The following is a 20,315-nucleotide window of genomic DNA, read 5'->3' as shown; positions in this document are numbered from 1 at the left end:
TTCACTCTCCTTGATTAAACTAAGCCACTATACGAGTCCTCATCACAAATAAGAAAGATCAGACATTAAAAACAACTATTTTCATGTCTGATCTCACTTTCATTCTATTCACTTGTTTATTTCTTGATAAAGTCCCCAACAAACTCATTCGAAACGCCAGTATCTTTCGAATAGATAACATGACCTCTTAAAACCGTTTGTACAACTTGCGCTCCAATTTCACGCCCGATATAAGGACTGATTTTATTGCGGTACTCCAAATCTTCTGCTTTTAATGTATAAGGAGCTTTTGGTTTGATCAAGACAAAGTCAGCATCTTTGCCAATACTGATTCGTCCTTTTTGATCCAAATTATAACGATCAGCAGGATTTGTAGCAATAATATCTGCAAATTGTGTTAACGACATACCTCTTTTTTGAACCCCTTCATCAAAAAGAACATCAACATTATTTTGAACTCCAGAGATTCCACCCCATGCTTCAAAAGCATTTTCTTTGTCTTTTAAATCAGGTGTACATGGAGAATGGTCAGAAGTCACAAAATCGATTTCCCCTGATAGTACTTTTTTCCACATGCCATTTTGATTTTCCTTATCACGAATTGGCGGTGAACATTTTACCACAGGGCCAATTGCATCTAATTCATCTGTATCAAAGTAAAGATAATGAGTACACGTTTCACACGTCACATCAACACCAGCTGCTCTTGCCTTCGTTACTTCTTCCACACCTTCCGGACAAGCAATATGGCAAATATGGATGCGACAGCCAGTCTCTTTAGCTAATACTATTGCTCTGCGAATAGGTTCCACTTCAGTGAAAACTGGACGACTTGCAACATAAGCTTTTAAAGTTGTTTCTCCATTTTTATAAGCAAGTTCACCTAATTTATCTGTAATTGCAGCATTTTCCGCATGAATTGCTAGAACCTTACCTGTTTTAGCAACTTGTTTCATCCCCTCATATAGAGAATAGTCATCGACATTCATGAAATCACCATCAATGCTACGATCTCCACAAGTCGCCATAAAACATTTATACGCCGCAACTCCGCCATCATTTAATTCTTGAATACCACCTTTAAGATTAAATGGTACTAGACCACCAAATGAGCCCACGTCTGATTTCAATTTGCCTTTTCCAGCAGTATATTTTATTTCTAATGATTCACCATCCACTGTTGCTGGAACTTGGTTCAAAGGCATCTCCATAAATGATGTCACTCCGCCTTTAGCACATGAGGCTGTTCCCGTGATATACCCTTCCCATTGATCGCGATAACCACCGCCAGGATCTGTAATATGCACATGCGCATCCACCATACCTGGACTAACAACTAGACCTGTTGCATCAATGACTTTATCCGCCTCACCAAGATCATTCCCGATAGCTGCAATCAATCCATCTTTTACGGCAACATCTGTCTTAACTTCTCCCGACTCCAGAATAACTAAACCATTTTTGATCAATAAATCATATCCCATTTGCTTTCCTCCTAAATTTTAAAGCCAAAAGAACCTAACTATCCTTTACAAGAAAACAGAAAAATATCTAAGGAGTTGCTTTTCTCATTTTATTTTTCGCTTTCCCAAAGGCAAGCTCTTTAAGCTACGTAATATAAAGTAACGACCTTCTATTTTACAAAAACTTGTTCTACTTTAGTTTTTATCAAATACTTTTCTTAATCCTAAATATAAACCAAAAGCAGATACAAAACCAGAAATCCACGAAATATCAGAAATCACTTTTAGAGCAGGAATAAAATTACCACTTAAACAAATAACTAGTGCCACAATCGTAGCAATATAAGCTGGCTTATTCAGACCTTTGTAAATATTATGACTATTATCAGCTTTTGGATCCATATACAATTGATTCAAGTCAATTTTTTGTTTCTGAACAAAATAGTAATTAGCAATCATCGTTCCAGCTACTGGACCTAATACGGCACCAATCGTATTCAAGAAAATAAAAATACTATCTGCATTTTCCATTAGTTTCCAAGGCATGATCAGAAAACTTATTACACTGGCAATTAAGACACCTTTTTTATAATCGATTTTCTTAGGAAATAATGCACATAACTGATAAGCAGCAGGAATGATATTCCCTGTTGCATTAGTAGAAACCGTTGTTAATAAGAAGACAAGCATTGCAACAATAATTGCAAATGAATTATCCCATCGATCAACGATATTCAAAATATTCCATTCTTGAATTCCATAACGAATAGAACCCCCAATCAAAATCACAACACTTGAAAAAGCAAATATGCCATAACCGACTAGGAAACTAGCTGTTTGGCCAATCGTTTGATCTTTGGTAGATTTTGCATTTTGGGTAAAATCTGACACACTCGCACCAGGCGCTGCCCAGACTGCTAAAACTGAATTTATAATCATAAAATAAACAAAAACAGGCGAAATACTATGTGATGCTCCCGCAACATCATAAGATAAAATCGGTCCCAAACCACCTGCTGCTCCAATTGCCCAAATTGCCATACCACCGAACACAATATAAATTAGAGGACTTAAAATTGCTGTAAACTTATTCAGAATCTTTCCTCCACCGAAACCAATCAACATATTCACTGCCCAAAAGATCGTGAAAGAAATTAACCCTGGAATAGAAATTCCCAAGATCATCGTATTTCCGCCAAGCGTTAAAAATCCTGGCCAAACCTTACCAATCAAAATCAGCAACGCTAACGAACCCGTATAATTCTGTAACCCAAACCAAGCGATCGCAGCTACGCACCCTCTAAGAAATCCTGGTAACTTTGCTCCAATATCTCCGTAAGTTGAGCGTAAATGAATGGCAAAAGGAATGCCATATTTTGATCCAGCACGACCGTTAAAGGTCATAAAAAAAGCAACAGCCAAAGCACTTATCACCAAAGCCAACATAATATTGATTGGTGAAAGTCCTAGAAATAAAAATCCTCCGACCGCTGTGTAGTTGGGGATATTATGAACTGAACCCATCCATAGCGTGAAATAGTTCAACTTTCCCATCATTCTTTTTGATAACGGTTTTGGAAGCAGATCTTCATTATAGCCCCGTTCTTGAAAACGTTGAAGTTCTTCTTCGGTAATTTGATAATCCTGGTTTTCCATCGTTTCGCCTCCTTCTAAGCGCTTCCATACACTATAGTTAAAACAGCACACTCTTTACCAATATCCCTTTAAAAAAATAAGATGCGCTTAGTTTCTATCCACTATATTTAGTTTCAGAAGCTAAACACATCCATTATTTATTTCTTAAGATTAAAAATGCTTACTCAGCAGTTGCTTTCTTTTTGTTCAAGTTTGCTAATAAGAATAATGCCGTTCCAACTACTAATAAAATAACTGAAATGTAAAAGCCCATCTCTTTCGAACCAGTCGCATCAGATATAGAACCAGTCAATGTTGGTGCAATAACTGAAGACATCATTCCGAAAAAGTTAAATACACCAAGGGTTGTACCAATACCAACTTTAGGTGCATTTTCCCCAAGCCATGAAATAATGATTGGTTCTACAGCAAGTTTCCCTAGGAATCCGTATAAAATCAAACCAATTAATAACAGCGTTGAGCTTGTTGCTTGTACAGTTAATAATAACATAGCTGCTGCTAAAAATTCTAGTATAACAATAAATTGTACTTTTTTGTGCATAAATTTATCTGCTAAACGACTAAAGAAAAGCGCACCTGGAATTGATGCGAAGGCTACAAGAGAAGCAGAAAATCCAATTGCTGCTCCTTCAAACCCACGTTCTGTTCCTAAGAAGTTTGGTAACCAAGTAACCGTCATATAATACGCATAACAAGTAGCAAAGTATAAAATGTAGGCAAATAGCATTTTTGGTGAAAATAATTTTTTGATTGAAACATGTTCTTTTTCAACAACAGGAGCTTCTGGTGCAGCAGCCGCTGCTTCAGCTGCCTCTGCCGCTTCAGATTGTGCTAAAAATTCAGCATCTTCTTTATTATTACGAATAATTGCAACAAATGCCACTAACATCACAGCAATCAATGCTACAGAAATATACATCATTGTTTGCCATGGGAATTTTAATTGAACAACTAAAAAACTAGATAAAATCAAACCTAAACCAGAACCAACAGCTGATCCGCTGTTTACAATTGCAGTAGAAAAACTTCTTTTTTCACGTGGAATATTTTGAGAAGTTAATGAATAAGCTGATCCATAGAAAGAGCCACACCCTAAACCTGCAAAAACACTACCAACGTATATCATTTGAATATTCGTTGCTTGAGAAATCAATAGAGCTGCTAATCCAAAAACAATAAAGCCTGGAATCAGTACTTTTTTCTTCCCAATTTTATCTACTAAGAAACCTGCTGGGATTTGCATTGCTACATATCCAAAAAAGTAACATGTAGAAATAAAACCTAATGCTGTATCCGTAATATTGCCGCCAAGTGATTCATTAATCTGTGGATACGCCGGTGATAAAGCTGAACGATATACCCAGATTGTTACCCAGCCAGCACATAACAAAATAACGATTTTTTTCCAATAATCCATTCCTGAACCCTTACTTTTTACATCCATGTCATTTCCTCCATATGTTATTTTTTTGTATGCTTGACGCCAAAAAAGTTTGTGCAATTTCGGAATTAAACATCAAAAAAATAACTTCTTATTCGTTTTAATTGTAAGCGGTAGCAAACTTTCACGCATCATTATTTTTCACAAACTTGTTAAAAAGTTTGTGCAAAACGAACAATCACTTGTTCTTTCACACAAACAATTTTAATTTTTTTTATTTTTTATAAATCGCTAATGCTGCTTTTACAGCCTCGCCTTTATTGATATCTGCACCATAATAATTAAGGGCGCCTTCTAAGGCAGATAATACATGGAGAACATTAGATTTTCTACTGCTGTAGCCCATATTCCCGATACGCCACACTTTCCCTTGAAGTGCACCAAATGATGACGCAATTTCCACACCAAACTCGTCTAACATAAGAGCACGAACTTCTTCACCATCAATTCCTTTAGGAATCATGATTGGTGTAACAGTTGGCATCTTAGTCGTCAAATCACCGTAAAACTCTAAGCCCATCGCTTTTATCCCCGCAACAATTGCTTGATCATTTTGAGCATGTCGTGCATAAACATTATCCATTCCTTCTTTGATCATCATTCTAAGGCCTTCATGAAGTCCATAGACCATGCTTGTCGCTTCTGTGTGATGGTTGATTCGCTCTTCACTCCAATAACGCTGCAACTGGCTTAAATCAAGATAATTGCTACTGATATGGTTTTCATTACGAACATCCTTACTTAACCCTAATTCTTTTTGATAACGACTAGTAAGTACTTTTTCTACTCGATCATTGTAAGTAATCAAAGATAAACCTGAAGGGACACTCACACATTTTTGTGTTCCTGCAATTGCAATATCGACTCCCCACGCATCTACTTCTATAGGAACCCCACCGTATGTTGCAACCATATCTACAACAAAGAAAATATCATTTGTTTGGCAGTGTTGTCCGATTTTTTCCATTGACTGCATTTGTCCGTTAGCTGTTTCACCATGAACCATAGCCACTATTTTTGGTTGAACCTTTTTGATTTCTTCAATTATTGTTTCTTGCTCAAATGGTGCATCCCATTCTTTTTCAAGGTAATGAATCTCTGCTTTCGCACGTTCACAGATTTCTCCTAAAAGATAAGCAAACCGACCGTATACTGGAATCAAAACTTTGTCTCCTGGTTCGATCAATCCAATCAATGCCGCTTCGAGGCCAGAACGAGATGTTCCATCTACCGCAAATGCTTGCTCATTTTTTGTACCGAAAGGAATTTTGATCATTTCTTTGACTTCGTTCATAATTTGTAAGAAAGCTGGATCAAATTGACCCAAAATAGAAGCAGACATTGCTCTCAAAGCCACTGGATGTGCCTCAACTGGCCCTGGCGTCATGATTGTTCTGCTTGGCACTGATATTTCTGAAAACATAATTATTTCCTCTTTTCCGTTTTAATTTTATCCTACCCTTATATTCGAAAAAGTCATTGTCACTTTTGAATAAAAAAATAGAATTTCCAGTCATTATGTACAAACCTTTCTTGAATGTAAATACACTATCATTTAGAATAGAGATACGTAAATAAATACAACATCATTAAAGATTTATCATAAAAAACTATTTTACCTTACACTACCTAGCTTAACAGAAAAAATTAAAATTTGCTTGTAGCCAAAAGTAGCATACTGTTAGTTTTTAATTTCTCTGTTCAGACTGAACAAGCCTGTTTGACTTTTAACTTTAACTAGTTGCACAAATCATTCCTTGGGAGAGCTAGGAAATTAATCGATTTGTTCCACTTTTACTATTAGGAGGGAATCCAATGACAACTTTAGAAGATTTATTAAAAATACCAAGATTTTCTGATCTAAAATTATTAACAAATCCTACAAAAGCGAATACTATTGTTGAGAGTATCGAAATTTCTGAAACACCTGACGTAGCAAATTTTATTCCAAAAAAGATCTTCCTTTTGACAACTGCAATGGTTTATAAAGATAATCAACAAGAATTGATTACTTTAATTGATTCGTTAAAAGAACAAGAAGCTGCTGGAATCGGTATTAAAGTTGGCCGATTTATTGAAACCATTGATCCTGAGGTCGTGGCTTATGCAAATAAAATCAACTTTCCTGTTGTTCAAGTGTCTAGTACTCAACCTTTAGGTGCTGTCTTGCATCAATTATTAAATTATTTATGGGATACTAAAACAGAGCAATTAAGCTACGCTTTAGACATTCAAAAACGATTTTCTAATTTGTTGATTCATGATGTGAGCATTGCACGCTTTGTCGCTGATTTCGGTAAAATGATCAATACTCCAGTGATTTTATTAAGCCCTTATCGTAAGGTCATTGCCCACTCTAAACACTTTACTCAGACGTCAAAACCAGCTGAATATTATGTTGAGCAACTTATTACTAAATATGCTAATTGGAATGAAGATAGCAACACTTCATTTATGATCGATGATTTAAATCGAGAGCCGATGCAGATTGCTGGTTTCCCTGTGACTGTGAATAGTTATTTCCCACACTACTTATTGATTTTAAATCCGCAACAAGTTCCATATCCAATGTCAGAATTCGCAGTAGAACAAGCTTGTTTGGTCTTGTCATTTATGTTGTATAAAAATCAAAAAGTGCAAGAATCGCTTGATTTTCTTAAAAGTGATTTTCTAGGTCAACTAGTAGAATACCAACAAGCGCCTCACCAGTCAAAACGAGATTGGCTTGATCTAGGTACAAATTATGGGTTAAAGAAAAGTACTCAATATCAAGTCGTCTACGCCGTTTGTAGTCAAACAAAAACCACTGCAACAAAGATCAAGTATCAACAAGAAGAAAGTGATATTGCTTTTCAATGGCTATCTGAAGCACTACCTCCTAGAATCAAAAATATTAGTATTTTTAAAGTGAAGAACACGAACCACTTAGCCATTTTGATTCAAAGTAAAGTGGATGATTTAGAAAAAATTTTAACTGAGTTGTCATTAGAATTAACTGAAAAGCTGCCGATCACTTTGACTTTTGCGTTGGGAAATTCATATGAAACGGTTGAACAAATCGCAAGTTCTTTCATCGAAGCCAAAACTGCTTATGAAGAGATGCTAACAATGACTGACGTTGTGCTTACCCATGGCTATCATCCTAAAGGAATGAAAAGTTTATTTGAAAAAATGAGCCTTGAAGATATTCATTACTTCTGCGAAACGACGCTTAAAGAACTTGCCTATCCTGTTGAAGATTCATTTATCGAGCTTCGCAAAACACTTCAATGTTATTTAAGTTTTCAATGCGAAATCTCAAAAACAGCCAAAGAAATGTATCTACATCGTAATACGATCAAATATAGAATTGATCATTGTGCGAAGATACTTGGGAAAAGCATTCAAGATCCGACAAATAGTTTAAATCTGCGTTTAGCATTAGAGTTATCAGAACGATCGAATCAACATCAATAAATAAAAAGAGAAGTTGGAAGAAACAGGTAGCGTTTCTTTCAACTTCTCTTTTAGTGATTTAACCTACGATTCTTGTTCCTGCTCTTCCTAATAAAGCCTGGTCAGCATCTTCTAAAGAACAAATGATTGCTGTTTTTCCTTGTGATGCAAATCCGATAGCAGCTTCCATTTTTGGTCCCATACTACCGTCAGCAAAATGACCCTCGTCCATGTATTGTTGTGCTTGTTTTACAGAAATAGTTTCTAATTTTTCTTGATTTTCTTTTCCGTAGTTAATGTACACATTGCTGACATCCGTCAACATCATGAAGACATTTGCATCGATTTGCTCCGCTAATTTTTTACCGGTGCGGTCTTTATCAATAACAGCTTCGATTCCTTTTAATAATCCATTTTGATCACGAACGACTGGAATTCCACCACCGCCACCAGCAATAACGATTGTATTCCGATTTAATAAATTAACAATTGCATCTACACCATGGATCGCTTTTGGTTGTGGAGAAGGTACAACACGACGGTAACCACGACCAGCATCTTCCATCATTACCCAATTTTTCTCTTGTTCCATTTGTTTCGCTTCTTCTTCTGTATAAAAAATCCCGATTGGTTTGTTTGGATTATTAAACGCTTCGTCTTCAGCTGAAACTTCCGTTTGCGTTAATAGTGTAATAACATTACTCGTTAACCCTTTCGTTTCTAACGAATTTTTTAAGCTTTGCTCTAACATATATCCAATAAAACCTTGTGATTCAGCATTACATACATCCAAAGGAAATGGTGGAACTACATCTTTTGCTTCTTCATTTTGTCTTAGAATATTCCCAACTTGCGGACCATTCCCGTGAGTTAAAACGATTTCATAATCAATTTCTTCTATCTTTGCAACCAACTCTGCACTTAGTTTGACATTGTCTAGCTGTACCTCAAGTGTAGCTTCCTGGTTTGGTTTTAAAATTGCATTGCCTCCCAATGCGATTACGACACGATTTGCCATAAAAATCCTCCTTCATTTACTGCTTAGTATTTTAGTGGTCGTTATGAAGCCTGCCAATAAATCAACACCTGATGTGTGCCCTACCGAGATGACTTCTTTAACTATTTGTTCAATTTTTTCTTCACTGCTAGTTGTTGATAATCCTTCAATTAATTTAAGAACAGGTTCACTAAATCGCCCTGATAGTGCGCATAACAAATAATGCTTACTGATATCTGTTGTCACAGACTGTTCTGCTAACAGATTAGTAAGTAGTAAATTCATTAATAGAGAACTCTTTTCATTCAATAAAAACCTTGCAGCAAGGTGTCCAACGATCATGTCATCTCCAGACGGGGTTAAACCCATCCCTCTACCCATCAGAAAATCCAGCCCTGATTTTTGTTGTGACTGATTTTCAGAACACAGCGCAACAATTGATTCTTTAAATGGATTTGCATCTTCTAAAAACTGAGCGATTGATTGCTGACTCCCAGTTTCTTTTACGAGTGAGTCTGAATAGGATAACAAGTTTTCTTTACTAGTTTCTATCAGGCTACTCGGTCCTGTATCTACTAAAGATGAATATGTTTTTGCGTGTATCAGTAATAAATGGTTTTTAGAAAAATGCACGCAGTTATGGTTCCATGTAATTTGTTCTCCAATTTCAATTGTGGATAACATTTGTGAAAAAGAATCGGCTTGTAAGTAAATACCGTTTGGCATAAAAGGATAGTTAGTGGTCGTGATAACCACTAACTGTTGTTTCCTCTCATCTTGAATATTGAAACTATTCTTATACTTACTGTGAACATGCCATTTTTTTTCTTCAAAGTTATCGGTTAAAAGAAACTGATCAATAAAACAAGCATTAACGAACAATATCTTCACCTTTTATTCTGTAAAACCTAATTTTTTCGCATAAGCTAAGACTGCTTTTTCAAAACAGTCGATCGGTGGCGTTACTGTACCTGCTCCGATTTGGCCTAAACCTGCTTTTTTATTTGCAATCCCTGTATTGATTACGGGAAGAATTCCTGTTTCTACCACTTTTCTCGCATCGATTCCTAAACAAATTCCTTTGAAGTCCCAAGTTGGAACTGGGAAATTAGGGTTAGTATCAATACAGATTTCAGTCATTTCATTACTTGTATTCAACGCATCATAAAAGCCGCCTGAACCAACAAAACGAGTAACAGCTGGGGCTGCGATCATCGCCATACCACCGACACCAAACGTTTCAGTGATCGCACTATCCCCCATATCAGGTGCAGCATCAGCTTCGCTAAACCCTGAGAAGTATAAGCCTTGAGGCGTGTTAACTGGTCCAGTAAACCATTCATCCCCCATACCAGCAATACGAATACCAAATTCATGGCCATTTCTACACATTGCCGTTACAATTGTTCCTTCTTGAATTTGTCTTGCGCCATCCATGACAGCTTTCGCTGATGCCATCATGATGTTTAAGAAAAATTGATCGGTATCTGCTAAGAACTGAACAACTTCTTCACGCTTCGTTTGGTCGATTTCTGTCAACCCAACAATGATTGGTGCCATTTCTTTCAAGAAAGCGAGAGATGCAGCAATGTTACGTTGGTGGAATTCATCCCCCATTGCAATTGCTTTTGCAACTAATACATTGATGTTTAAGCCATCTTCTTTTGTTTTCAATGCCGCACTTAAAACAGGAGCTAAAGTATCTCTCATCCATCTTAAACGAGTAATTACTTCATCAGAATAGGCACCAAATCGTAATACTGCGCCAATCCCTTCGTTCATTGTGCAGAACGCACGATTCCCGTCTGTTTTGTTTTCAACAACTAAAACTGCCATATTCGCTGATGTGATCCCACCCATTGGTCCAACCGCATTTACATGATGACATGGAATTAATTTAACTTCACCAGATTCCAGCATTTTTCTGGCTTCTTCTTCGGTTTCACACCATTCTTCAAATAATGCTGCTCCAACACAAGCGCCTTGAATCGGGTCAACCATTTTATCATAAGTGATTGGAGGTCCTGCATGAAGTAATACTTTTCCTTCGTTTAATTCTGGAATTACTGATTTTGCTGGTACTACATCTAATAAGAAAGGAGAACCAGCAACGATTTTTGCTGCTACCGCTTGGTTTGCTTCATCGATTGTTTTATATGCCATTTTGATTTTCCTCCGTTAAAAGCTGAATGAGCTTGATCAGCTCCGACTGAAAAATAGGAAAAATAGAAGGTGGTGCTTTTTACCACAATCTATTTTTATCTTTTTTCTGAGGAACTAGCTCAGTAAGCTGGATAATTTATTTAGCTAATGCTACTTTATTTAAGAACTGTAATGCTTTTTGCAGTGTAATGTTTCCTCCAGCAACTGGCTGCCAGTCGTATTGAACAACCTTACCACCATGATTGATGATTGCTTCAGAGAAACTACGTAAACCAACATTAATAAATCCTTGATTCGTCAATAATGCTAACATCGCTTCTGTTGGTTCAATCGCGATCGGATTCACTGCTGGTGCTGCTTCGATTGCTTTATCTGTTTGAGTCAATGGATGATCTAAAATAGCTAATGCTAAACGTACTGCTTGCGCGTTACTATCGCAAAGGATCACACCAGCCTCTTTCATAATTGTTTCTTGTTCATGAATATTCTGAGGATCTTCATCCGTTCCAACAATCGTACCGATCACAAATAATTCTCTGCCATCAGAAGCCGCTTTAGCTTTGATCTCTTTGATGGTTGGTGCTAGTTCTTGCGCCATGTTAGCATGAGAACCGTAGCCTAATACAACATCTAGAAGAATGATTGCTGTTTCAGGATCTTTTCCAGCTTCTTCTAACATTTCTTTGCGTTTTGTTGGATCGATCATTGGGTGAGGTTTTCCTTGAGTATAAACATCGTCCCCTAAGTCAATGATTTCATGACCTTGATTTTGTAAGATAAAACCTTCAGGCGCATGTTCGTCACCTGTTAATGCTAAACCTTCTTTGATCAACATTGCCGCTTCATAAGCAAGCGTTCCACCAGAGTATAAACCTTTAACATATTTTTGTTCTGGTTTGAAAGAATGTGTTGGTACAGATAGTGTTTCTTTCACTGCTGTAACAGCTTCTTTATTCAATAATTGAACTGCTGTTTGAGCCGCTTCTTCTAATGTATAAGCACGATAAAGGTTTTCTTCGTGAGACGTTGGTTTTTCGCCTAGGAAAATCGTTACAGCAGGTTTCGAGATACTTCTTAAAAGATTTAAAACTTCATCACGAACTTCTGGTGCAGGTGGTTTAGAAATCACCACAACCACTTCAGTATTAGGGTCTTTCTCTAATGTCATAATGCTGTCTTTTAAAGTGATTCCGCCAATTTCAGCTTTTAAGTCACGTCCGCCAGTACCGATTGCATTCGTTACTCCGCCCCCTAATTTGTGGATAATTGTCGTTACTTCTTGAATACCAGTTCCAGAAGCACCTACAACACCAATTTTCCCTTTACGAACAGCATTTGTAAAGGCCACAGGAATACCATTGATGATACCAGTACCACAGTCAGGGCCCATCAATAATAGACCTGCATCATGTGCTTTTTCTTTGAGGCGTTTTTCATCTTCTATCGCAACATTGTCGCTGAAACAAAAAACATGTTTGCCTTCATCTAACGCTTTCTCAATTTCAAGTGCTGCATGCGTACCAGGAATCGAGAAGACAACTACACCAGCATCTTTACCAAGCTCAAATGCTTTATCCCAAGTTTTTACGACTTCTTCGCCTGAAGCGTCGCCGCCACCTTTTGTTTGTTCTTCTAAAAATACATCGATTTCTGTTAAGACTTGTTCGATCAGCGAATCATCTTCAATGTCTAATACGATTACCATATCATTTGATGAAGCTTTTTCTAACTCGTCTGTGTATAAACCACCCGTTTTAAAGATATCTTTATTTGCAGGTGTCCCCATCATAACGGAAACATTATGAACGCCATCGATTGTATTTAATTTGTTCGTCAATAGCATCAATACGATTGAATCTTGATAGCTATTTGCTTTTATAATTGTGTGCAGCATTGAAATTCCTCCTTAAATTATATGAAACAATGTTCCGCTTTGTACTTTTCACCATTCGTTCATTTCATTCATTATGGTTCAAAGTAAACGTGTAGTGAGCTCGCCATGTCTCAACTAAAAATAGGAATTGACGAGACTGAAGCGGAGCGTAGTGACTCGAGTGTGAAGCTAGATAATTTTTTTAGCAAAATATCATTCCGCAAATTTATTTTTGTGATCATAACGATCATAATGAATAGCATCACTGATCAAATATTCGTAGATATCATCTACGATTTCAATGCCATTTTCTTCATAATTTTTTTCTCGTGCGCGTCCGCGTTCTCCAGGATAATTGACTTCTGTAAAACCAGGACTTGGGCTAATTTCTTTTAATTCGTCTAACATTGTCGAAATATTCTTTTTGAAAACATCTATTCCAATAAAGAAATCTGGGTTGATTACAATATGGAGCTGACCTAATTCACGCCCTTTTGATAGGTCATGATACATAGACGAAACATGTTTACCAAATGGCACTCCTAGTAAAATCCCAGATAGAATATCTACCATCATCATCAACCCATAGCCTTTTGGTCCAGCGATTGGAAGTAATGCATTGACTGCTGTTGAATCAGTTGTCGGATTTCCTTTGGCGTCAACTGCCCATGTATCTGGGATTGCTTCTTTTTTTGAACGAGCGTGAAGGATTTTTCCCCAAGCCTGAACAGTTGTCGCCATATCAAACGTAATTACACGGTCATCATTACTTGGGGCAGCAAAAGCAATTGGATTGGTTCCAAAATAAGGTTCACTTCCTCCAAATGGTACAACCATTGGATCAGATTGACAAACAGAAAGAGCTACCATGTTTTGTTTTGCTGCTCGTTCAACATAATAGGCAAGCGCTCCACTATGAGAGATATTACGGATTCCAACAACAGCTACCCCATTTTTCTTTGCCATTTCGATTGCTAGATCCATTGCTTTTTCTGCTGCAACAAACCCAGAACCATTGTCACCTTCAAACATACCACAACTAGGAGCTGTTTGGTTAAACGAAAAAGTAGGATCGTTGGTGATACCGCCTTTTGCAATTCTTTCCGAATAATATTCCACGCGCATCGCACCGTGAGAATGAATTCCTCTTGCATCTGCAAAGGTTAAAACACCACTTACGATTCTTGCATGTTCTTCTGACAAACCAGCTTTTTGTATTTTCTCTTTGATTAGTTGATGTAAATCCGCTTTTTTTACTCTCATTTTAAAACGCCTCCTTATTTTAAAGCGAAGCGGGCTCGTTCAGCTTCGACAGAAAAATAGGAAAAATTGACTGAGGTGCTTTTCGCCTCATTCAATTTTTATCTTTTTTCCGAGAAGCTAGCCCGCGTAGCTAGATACCATACGACAACAATTCTCCGCTCCGCTAATACTTATAAAACCAAACAACACTTTTGTGAAGCATCATAGTTCAAAAAATTTTATTTTTTCTCACCAAAAGCATTCGTATTTTCATATCGATCAAAATGAAGTGTCTCACTCTTTAAGTAGTCATAGATATTCTTAACGATTTCGATACCCTCTGACATTGATTTTTCATAATTGATTTGATTGATCTCACCTGGATAATACACTTGCTTAAATCCATCAGCTGCTGGAATTTCATGTAACTCTTCTACCATACCGTCCACTGATTCTTTAAACATCTCTAAATCAGTGAAGCGTTTTGGATCAATCAAAATATACATTTGGCCAACATTACGTCCTTTACTAATATCGTCATACATTGAAGAAACGTGTTTTCCAAATGGTAAGCCTAAAAGCATACCTGATAAAATATCTACCATCATCATCAAGCCATAGCCTTTTGGTCCTGCAATCGGTAATAATCCATTGACTTTGTGAGGATCAGTTGTTGGTTTCCCTTCTTTATCAACTGCCCATGTATCGGGTATATCTTTATTTTTAGAACGAGCATCTAAAACTTTACCCCATGCTTGGACCGTTGTTGCCATATCAAAAACCACTGGCTCATGACCTTTTCTAGGTGCTGCAAAAGCAATTGGATTGGTTCCAAAATAATTTTCTTTGCCACCAAATGGTACAACCATCGGATCGGATTGACACATTGCTATGGCAATCAAATCTTGTTGCGCTGCTTTTTTCACGTAATAAGATAACGCGCCACTGTGGCTGATTTTAGAAATCCCGACTGCTGCAACTCCTGATTTTTTTGCCATGTCAATAGCATAACCCAATCCGACATCCGCAACGAATTGTCCAGCTCCATTTTTACCGTGGACGATTCCTGAACTTGGTCCAGTTTCTTCGAATTCTATTTCTGGTTCAAGCGTTACGCCGCCTTTATCGATTTGTTCTGCATAATATTCTACTCTAACAGCTCCATGTGAGTGGATGCCGCATGCATCTGCAAATACTAAATGTCTTGCCACTTCGTCTGCATGTTCTTGTTTTAAACCAGCTGTTGTCAATTTTTTTTCAATTAAATCATGCAATTCTTCTGGTTTCACTAAAACAGTTTCATTCATTCTTAAACTTCCTCTTCAAATTAAATTTCTGGATCACGATTGCAATCTTTTGAATAAACGTACATTAAAGGCTCGTCACGACCTACAGCATACGCTGCTTGTTGAACATATGAACTCATGAAAATGTAGTCCCCTTTTTCGACTAGCATCCATTCATTGTCTAAGTTGTACATTCCTTGTCCAGAAAGTAAATACGCACCATGTTCTTGATAATGTGTTTCAATATAACCATGACTTGCTCCTGGTTCAAATGAAAGAATGTGGAAGTTCATATCAAAGCCTAAATCTTTAGGTAAGAAGTCCCATAAAAGTACGTCTTTCATGCCTTCGTACTCGATTGGTTCCATATCATTCACATTACCGACTACTTTATGCGCTTCGTAGCCTTCCAATGGTTGATAACGTTTTTTGTATAAGAAAATTTCAGTATCTGCATCTTGCCCATTTTCTAGGTACATCAACGTACTTGCAGGAAGATATGCATAACCACCTTTTGTTAGTTCATGTGTCTCAGAACCATCATTGACTTTTAAAATACCATCGATTACATAGACGATTGTTTCAACACCTTCTCCGCCGAAACCACGTTGGTTTTTTCCATCTTTATGCATTGTAATGATATAATCAACAAAGTTTGCTCCTAATTGTTTAGAACCTAAAATCGAGCAGTCACAATTTTCAAATCCAGGAATCACGTTATTTACTAAACCATCATGAGGAATCAATGCATAATTATTTTTTTTGATAACAGCTCTAGAGGATAATAAACCATCTAAATAACCTGTTTGATTATTTTTATAACCCATTTTTATTTCTCCTACTTTCTTTTATTTATAAGCTAATTCATATAATGTGCTCGCCAAAACTTTAACACCGTTCACTAAATCATCAATATCTGTCGCTTCTGCAGGATTATGACTGATCCCATTGATACTTGGTACAAAAATCATTGCTGTTGGGAAATTTGGCGCAATAATTTGAGAATCATGTCCAGCTCCGCTATGCATTACTTTGTATTTCATATTTTCAGCAATAGCTGCCGTCTCGATTGCTGTTACAATTTCTTCGTTCATTGGAACTGGTGCTTCGTCCATCCATAGGTCGATATCGATTTCTAAGCCATGTTTCGCCGCAATATCTTTCATTAGTTGTTCAATTTCTGCCGTAAATGAATGAAGTTCTCCACTGTCTGTATGACGACAATCCATTGTAAACAGAACTTCACCTGGTACTACATTAACTGTATTCGGTTTCGGTTCAACTTTACCGAATGTCAATACAAGAGGATCGCCAACTTCTAATGCACGATCGATCGCTTGTGAACAAATCTTAGAGAAAGCGTAAACAGCATCTTTACGGTATCCCATTGGTGTTGTTCCAGCATGATTGGCTTCACCTTTCAAGACAATCGTATAACGTCTTTGACCTGCAATATTATTCACGACACCAATTTGCAATTGTTCTTTTTCAAGAACCGTTCCTTGCTCAATATGAATTTCTACGAATGCTTTGATATCCTCTCTAGATGCTTTAGTCTCATCTCTAAAATCAAAACCATGACGTCTCATTTCTTCAACAAACTTCAATCCTTCAAAGTCAGCGATATCAATGACATCTTCTTTTTTCGCTTCGCCAACGAAATTTTTACTTCCCCAGAATACTGTTGGGAAACGGCTCCCTTCTTCTTCCGCCATTGAAATAACTTCTAATGAACGTTTTGGTTTACCGTGAGTTTCTAATAAATATTGGATTGCAACATACGCTGCGATTACACCAAATTGACCATCTAAATTCCCACCATTCACAACGGTATCGATATGCGAACCAGATAAAATCGTTTCTTCCGGATGTTCTGTACCTTCTACTCTACCAAAGAGGTTGCCGATCTCATCAAATGAAGCTGTCATACCGATAGCTTCTAATTTTTCTTTTACAGATTTTTGCGCTTCCAACCAAGAATCTGAATACAATAATCGTGTCATTCCACCCGTTGGATCGTTGCCAATACTTGATAAGTGATCAATATTTTCTTGTAAAACGTTTTTTAAATCCATTTGATACATCTCCCTCTTTTATTATCCTATTCATTGTAAGCGGTTGCCCGTTTTCATACACTATCCATATTTCACAAATTAACCGCCATCTTTGTGCGCATTAAACATAAAGACTGGGGCTATTTGGGTTAAAATAGAAATAAGTTAGTGAAATTTATTTAGATTTGTAAACTAATTCTTCAAAAAATGGTAGAATGCAGATAAGTCAAAAAGCTTCTCAGTCATTTTTGAGAAAATGTTACCATGCTACTCATTTGCTTTGCAACGTGTAAAAAACACAATGTAATTAGAAATTGCTATTGATTGCGCCTGAGATTGTTCTTGCACCAAAGGACTTGGTACACGGTCTAGTAGAGCGGTGCGTTGTTACATAAAATTCAAGGAGGACTTTTAATGATAAAACAAACATTTCTTTACAGTAAACTAGATGAGTTAGATTTATCCATGACTTTTTACTCAAATCCAAACGGGTCTTCTGCAAAAGCGACTCTTCTCTACTTCCATGGTGGTGGACTTCTTTACGGAACCAAGGATGATTTGCCAGAAATTTATTGTAAACTTTTGGTAGAAAATGGTTATAACTTATTGGCTGTCGATTATCCATTAGCTCCTGAAGTAAAACTGCCAACTATTATTACTTGCATAAAAGAAGCAATTAATTGGTTCTTGGAACATTATCAAACAGCATTAGGTCTAGAAAATTCTGATTATTTCTTATTTGGACGTTCCGCGGGTGGTTTTCTTTCTTATTTACTATCTGCTCGCTATCCTTGTCCAGAACAAAAAGGCTTAATTAGTTTTTACGGCTATTATGATTTAACAAATTCGGCATTTAATCAGCCTAGCAGCTATTATAATCAATTTCCAAAAATAGCCCCTCTGACGGCCCAAGAGTTGATTTATCCTAACCCCATTACAGAAGTTTCTATTAATGAACGGTTCTCACTTTATTTATCTGGTCGACAGTTTGGCAATTGGTTAAGTTATCTTGTCAAAACTCCTAGTGAAAAAGAAACCTTTAGTCTAACGGACGTGGAACTTGCTAAACTTCCTCCTGCATTTTTAGCCCATAGTGCAGCCGATCAAGATGTGCCCGTTGAAGTTTCTCGTATTGCCAGTGAAAAACTTTCCAATGTAACGTACGAAGAAGTTGAGCATCTCCCCCATGATTTCGATGGTGACATTACTAAAAATGAAGGACTTCAAACTTATAATGCTCTAATTAAATGGTTAGATAGCCTAGTATCTACTGCTTGATTTTAACATAATTATTTCCTTCTATTAATCTAGAAAAAGACATTCCCGATTATTCAGGAATGTCTTTTGTAGTATCTTTATTTTTCAGTTGCAGTTTCAGTAATAACTTCTACTGCACGTTTCATGCGGATATCATGTTTCAACATATCTTCAGTTAAAACTTTTTTCACTTGATCGATTGGCATATTGTATTGTTCAGATAATTCTTTGATTTCATTGTCAATATCTTCTTGAGATACTTCAATATCTTCAGCTTTAGCAATTGCTTCGATCACAAGGTTTGTTTTCGTACGAACTTCTGCTTCTGCTTCAAATTGTTTGTGCAAGTCAGCTTCAGTTGTTCCAGTTAATTGATAATACATATCTGGAGCGATTCCTTGACGTTGCATGTTGTTTAAGAATTCATCCATTGAACGGTGAACTTCGTCATGTACCATTACATGTGGAAGGTCAACGATTTCAGCATTATCAACAGCTTGACGGATAGCTGCTTCGTCTTTTGCTTCTATTGCAGCAGCTTCTTTAGATTCTGTTAATTCTTTACGGTATTTTTCTTTTAATTCGTCTAATGATTCAACTGAATCGTCAACGTCTTTTGCAAATTCATCATCTAATGTTGGTAATTCTAATGCCTTCACTTCGTGAACTTTCACTTGGAAAACAGCTTCTTTACCTGCTAAATCTTCAGCTTGGTAATCTTCTGGGAATGTTACTTTTACTTCAACTTCTTCGCCTGCTTTTTTACCAACTAATTGTTCTTCAAAGCCTGGGATGAAAGAGTTAGAACCTAATTCAAGAGAATAGTTTTCGCCTTTTCCACCTTCAAAAGCTTCGCCATCTTTAAATCCTTCAAAATCGATTACGACAGTGTCGCCTTCAACAGCTGCTTCATCTTCTTTGATTACTAATTCAGCTTGTGCATCTAATTCACGTTGGATGCGTGCATCTAAGTCTTCGTCTGTTACTTCACGGTCTTGTTTTTCAACTGTTAAGTTTTTGTATTCGCCTAATTTAACTTCAGGTTTTACAGTCACTTCAGCAGTTACAACCCAATCTTCCCCTTTATTCATGCTTTCAACATCAATTTTTGGTTGAGAGACAGGATCGATTCCAGCTTCTTTCACAGCTGCTTCATATACTTCTGGTAATACTGCGTTCAAAGCATCTTCATACAATGCTTCTTCGCCATACATACGGTTGAATACTTGACGTGACACTTTTCCTTTACGGAATCCTGGGACGTTAAGATTTTTTTTGACTTTATCGAATGCTTGTTTCAAGCCTTTTTCAATTAGAGTTTGATCAACTGAAAAAGTTAACACACCATCATTGGTGCCTTTTTTTTCAAATTTCGCAGACATTTGTTTCCCTCCGAATAACTTAATTTTATACATGAATTTATGCTATGCATACCTTTAAATAGTACA

General features: G+C 36.9%; 15 protein-coding genes. 2 read left to right on the top strand and 13 right to left on the bottom strand.

Annotated features, from left to right (window positions below):
• Window positions 1-116 precede the first annotated feature (116 nt).
• From allB to IGJ34_RS04210, 4 genes are all read right to left on the bottom strand, one after another.
• Window positions 117-1,484: an allantoinase AllB gene (allB, locus tag IGJ34_RS04225; protein WP_206835537.1), complete on the bottom strand. Its 1,368-nt coding sequence runs from the start codon at window positions 1,482-1,484 to the stop codon at window positions 117-119.
• Window positions 1,485-1,658: 174 nt separating this feature from the next.
• Window positions 1,659-3,119: an allantoin permease gene (gene allW / locus IGJ34_RS04220; protein WP_069655493.1), complete on the bottom strand. Its 1,461-nt coding sequence runs from the start codon at window positions 3,117-3,119 to the stop codon at window positions 1,659-1,661.
• A gap of 160 nt (window positions 3,120-3,279) precedes the next feature.
• Window positions 3,280-4,563 carry an MFS transporter gene (locus IGJ34_RS04215; RefSeq protein ID WP_069655494.1) on the bottom strand — a complete coding sequence of 428 codons (1,284 nt, stop codon included), beginning with the start codon at window positions 4,561-4,563 and terminating at the stop codon, window positions 3,280-3,282.
• Window positions 4,564-4,774: 211 nt separating this feature from the next.
• A complete protein-coding gene (locus tag IGJ34_RS04210) occupies window positions 4,775-5,983 on the bottom strand; it encodes a pyridoxal-phosphate-dependent aminotransferase family protein (RefSeq protein WP_069655495.1) in 1,209 nt (402 codons plus the stop codon).
• Between the two features lie 392 nt (window positions 5,984-6,375).
• Here IGJ34_RS04210 and IGJ34_RS04205 point away from each other — a divergent pair, with 392 nt between their 5' ends.
• On the top strand, window positions 6,376-8,016 hold the full coding sequence (locus IGJ34_RS04205) for a PucR family transcriptional regulator (RefSeq protein ID WP_111248814.1): 1,641 nt from the start codon (window positions 6,376-6,378) through the stop codon (window positions 8,014-8,016).
• Window positions 8,017-8,074: 58 nt separating this feature from the next.
• Here the strand turns inward: IGJ34_RS04205 and arcC are convergent, their stop codons facing one another.
• From arcC to allC, 8 genes are all read right to left on the bottom strand, one after another.
• Window positions 8,075-9,013, bottom strand: a complete 939-nt coding sequence (gene arcC, locus IGJ34_RS04200; RefSeq protein WP_069655497.1) for a carbamate kinase — start codon at window positions 9,011-9,013, stop codon at window positions 8,075-8,077.
• Between the two features lie 12 nt (window positions 9,014-9,025).
• The gene (locus tag IGJ34_RS04195) at window positions 9,026-9,883 is read right to left on the bottom strand and encodes a DUF2877 domain-containing protein (RefSeq protein ID WP_258379393.1); all 858 of its coding nucleotides are present in this window, start codon (window positions 9,881-9,883) and stop codon (window positions 9,026-9,028) included.
• A 3-nt stretch (window positions 9,884-9,886) separates the two neighbouring features.
• Complete coding sequence (locus IGJ34_RS04190) at window positions 9,887-11,155, bottom strand: DUF1116 domain-containing protein (RefSeq protein WP_069655499.1); 1,269 nt, start codon at window positions 11,153-11,155, stop codon at window positions 9,887-9,889.
• 136 nt (window positions 11,156-11,291) lie between these two features.
• Window positions 11,292-13,049, bottom strand: a complete 1,758-nt coding sequence (gene fdrA / locus IGJ34_RS04185) for an acyl-CoA synthetase FdrA (protein ID WP_206835540.1) — start codon at window positions 13,047-13,049, stop codon at window positions 11,292-11,294.
• A gap of 192 nt (window positions 13,050-13,241) precedes the next feature.
• A complete protein-coding gene (allD, locus tag IGJ34_RS04180) occupies window positions 13,242-14,291 on the bottom strand; it encodes an ureidoglycolate dehydrogenase (RefSeq protein WP_430598194.1) in 1,050 nt (349 codons plus the stop codon).
• A 218-nt stretch (window positions 14,292-14,509) separates the two neighbouring features.
• Window positions 14,510-15,577 carry an ureidoglycolate dehydrogenase gene (allD, locus tag IGJ34_RS04175; RefSeq protein WP_430598193.1) on the bottom strand — a complete coding sequence of 356 codons (1,068 nt, stop codon included), beginning with the start codon at window positions 15,575-15,577 and terminating at the stop codon, window positions 14,510-14,512.
• Between the two features lie 20 nt (window positions 15,578-15,597).
• Window positions 15,598-16,383: a (S)-ureidoglycine aminohydrolase gene (gene allE / locus IGJ34_RS04170; protein ID WP_430598192.1), complete on the bottom strand. Its 786-nt coding sequence runs from the start codon at window positions 16,381-16,383 to the stop codon at window positions 15,598-15,600.
• Window positions 16,384-16,404: 21 nt separating this feature from the next.
• Complete coding sequence (allC, locus tag IGJ34_RS04165) at window positions 16,405-17,631, bottom strand: allantoate deiminase (RefSeq protein WP_111248817.1); 1,227 nt, start codon at window positions 17,629-17,631, stop codon at window positions 16,405-16,407.
• Between the two features lie 393 nt (window positions 17,632-18,024).
• Between allC and IGJ34_RS04160 the strand changes: the two genes are divergently transcribed.
• Window positions 18,025-18,888 carry an alpha/beta hydrolase gene (locus IGJ34_RS04160; RefSeq protein ID WP_206848303.1) on the top strand — a complete coding sequence of 288 codons (864 nt, stop codon included), beginning with the start codon at window positions 18,025-18,027 and terminating at the stop codon, window positions 18,886-18,888.
• Window positions 18,889-18,965: 77 nt separating this feature from the next.
• Here IGJ34_RS04160 and tig read toward each other — a convergent pair whose 3' ends face one another.
• Window positions 18,966-20,249 (bottom strand): trigger factor, encoded by a 1,284-nt coding sequence (tig, locus tag IGJ34_RS04155; RefSeq protein ID WP_111247036.1) that lies wholly within the window; start codon window positions 20,247-20,249, stop codon window positions 18,966-18,968.
• Between the last annotated feature and the right edge of the window lie 66 nt (window positions 20,250-20,315).

Origin of the sequence: Enterococcus sp. AZ177, assembly GCF_050544585.1 — a bacterium.
In the GTDB taxonomy this organism is placed as follows: domain Bacteria; phylum Bacillota; class Bacilli; order Lactobacillales; family Enterococcaceae; genus Enterococcus_L; species Enterococcus_L plantarum.
The sequence above is the reverse complement of the archived record's forward strand: the minus strand, read 5'-3'. Positions and strand labels throughout refer to the sequence as shown.

Excerpts from the sequence above, each read along its gene's own strand:
- allB (WP_206835537.1), bottom strand. The coding sequence starts at position 1,484 with ATGGGATATGATTTATTGATCAAAAATGGTTTAGTTATTCTGGAGTCG.
- allW (WP_069655493.1), bottom strand. The coding sequence starts at position 3,119 with ATGGAAAACCAGGATTATCAAATTACCGAAGAAGAACTTCAACGTTTT.
- IGJ34_RS04215 (WP_069655494.1), bottom strand. The coding sequence starts at position 4,563 with ATGGATGTAAAAAGTAAGGGTTCAGGAATGGATTATTGGAAAAAAATC.
- IGJ34_RS04210 (WP_069655495.1), bottom strand. The coding sequence starts at position 5,983 with ATGTTTTCAGAAATATCAGTGCCAAGCAGAACAATCATGACGCCAGGG.
- IGJ34_RS04205 (WP_111248814.1), top strand. The coding sequence starts at position 6,376 with ATGACAACTTTAGAAGATTTATTAAAAATACCAAGATTTTCTGATCTA.
- arcC (WP_069655497.1), bottom strand. The coding sequence starts at position 9,013 with ATGGCAAATCGTGTCGTAATCGCATTGGGAGGCAATGCAATTTTAAAA.
- IGJ34_RS04190 (WP_069655499.1), bottom strand. The coding sequence starts at position 11,155 with ATGGCATATAAAACAATCGATGAAGCAAACCAAGCGGTAGCAGCAAAA.
- fdrA (WP_206835540.1), bottom strand. The coding sequence starts at position 13,049 with ATGCTGCACACAATTATAAAAGCAAATAGCTATCAAGATTCAATCGTA.
- allD (WP_430598194.1), bottom strand. The coding sequence starts at position 14,291 with ATGAGAGTAAAAAAAGCGGATTTACATCAACTAATCAAAGAGAAAATA.
- allD (WP_430598193.1), bottom strand. The coding sequence starts at position 15,577 with ATGAATGAAACTGTTTTAGTGAAACCAGAAGAATTGCATGATTTAATT.
- allE (WP_430598192.1), bottom strand. The coding sequence starts at position 16,383 with ATGGGTTATAAAAATAATCAAACAGGTTATTTAGATGGTTTATTATCC.
- allC (WP_111248817.1), bottom strand. The coding sequence starts at position 17,631 with ATGGATTTAAAAAACGTTTTACAAGAAAATATTGATCACTTATCAAGT.
- IGJ34_RS04160 (WP_206848303.1), top strand. The coding sequence starts at position 18,025 with ATGATAAAACAAACATTTCTTTACAGTAAACTAGATGAGTTAGATTTA.
- tig (WP_111247036.1), bottom strand. The coding sequence starts at position 20,249 with ATGTCTGCGAAATTTGAAAAAAAAGGCACCAATGATGGTGTGTTAACT.